Source organism: Alteromonas sp. ALT199, from assembly GCF_018619335.1.
Lineage (GTDB): Bacteria > Pseudomonadota > Gammaproteobacteria > Enterobacterales > Alteromonadaceae > Alteromonas.
On record NZ_JAHHDX010000099.1, the window covers coordinates 941 to 2,460 of the forward strand.

Here is a 1,520-nt window from a genome sequence, read left to right on the forward strand (position 1 = left end):
AGCCTAACAGCATAGCGGCTATTGCAGGGGTTCAACCTGGTGACGAAATAGTTAAGGTGGGAAACCGAGATACACCTGATTGGGAAGCCGTTAATTTAGAGATTGTTTCCAATATTGGTTCTGAAAAAGCCAATGTTACGGTTAAAAATTCGTCAAATGTTGAAAAAGAACTGACTTTTACATTGGGTTCTTGGAACTTTGACCCAGATAGCGAGTCTCCTTTAAGCAGCTTAGGTTTAACTCCTTATCGACCAGATGCAACATTAACTGTTGGTTTCGTCGGAGAGGAAAGTGCGGCACAGCAAGCAGGGTTGAAACCTGGTGATGAGCTCATCGCTTTAAACGGCACTAAGCTGATATCGTGGGAAAGTTTGGTAGACGTTATTGTTGAAAGTCCTGGAGAGCGTATTTCGCTTGATATCCTAAGGGATGGACAACCTCTTGCGTTAGATGCCACGATAGCGCGCCGCGATACACCACAAGGGCAAAGTGGGTATTTAGGTGTGAGCCCAACATTTGAGCCTTGGCCAGAAGGGTATGTGTTTACTCATCAATATGGCATTATAGAGGCTATTGGGAAGGCGCTAGATAAAACCTGGCGTCTTATGACACTCAGTGTCGAAATGATTGGAAAACTCATCACAGGCGACGTGTCTGTGAAGAATTTGAGTGGCCCTATCTCAATTGCTCAAGGTGCGGGAACAAGTGCTGGGTATGGACTTGCGTATTTCTTGAGTTTTCTTGCCTTAATAAGCGTAAATTTAGGCATAATAAATTTATTACCCTTGCCCATGCTTGACGGTGGTCACCTCATGTTTTTTATTGTGGAGTGGATCACGGGCAAGCCTGTGCCTGAAGCGGTGCAGGAGTGGGGATACAGAATAGGTGGCGTGCTTCTGTTTATGATCATGGGTATCGCAATTTTTAACGATATCGCTCGCATAACCTGATGCAAATCAGGAAGTACAAAACAGCTAATACAAAACGCGGCCAGGAAAAGAAAAATAGATGAAGTTAAAACAGTTAGTAGCAGCCGGAGCCATTCTTTCCAGTGCTAGCTTTGCCAATGCTGCGGCGCAAGAAAGCGAATTCGTCGTTGAAGACATTCGCGTTGAAGGTTTGCAACGAGTTGCACTTGGTGCAGCCTTAACCTACTTGCCCGTTCAAGTTGGCGACGAGCTTAATACATTCAGGGTAACGCAGCTTATTCGCTCGTTATACTCTTCAACTCACTTTGAAAATGTAGAAATTCTTCGTGACGGCAACACGCTTGTTGTGCGTGTGGCTGAGCGCCCAACCATCAGTAATATTATTTTTGACGGCAATGATGATATTAAAGATGAACAGCTTCAAGAGAGCTTGGATGGAAACGGTGTCCGTATCGGTGAGCCACTTGATAAGACCGTATTAACCTCTATTGAGAATGGCCTAAAAGACTTCTTTTACAGCATAGGTAAATATAATGCTGACGTAACGGCCATTATAACGCCGCTGCCCCGTAATCGCGTTGATTTGAAGTT

General features: G+C 44.6%; 2 protein-coding genes. Both read left to right on the forward strand.

Annotation, left to right across the window (positions count from 1 at the left end):
* A partial coding sequence (gene rseP, locus KL866_RS11065; RefSeq protein WP_214995055.1) for an RIP metalloprotease RseP occupies positions 1 to 950 on the forward strand: 950 nt, incomplete at its 5' end.
* A 58-nt stretch (positions 951 to 1,008) separates the two neighbouring features.
* A partial coding sequence (locus KL866_RS11070) for a POTRA domain-containing protein (protein WP_285801319.1) occupies positions 1,009 to 1,520 on the forward strand: 512 nt, incomplete at its 3' end.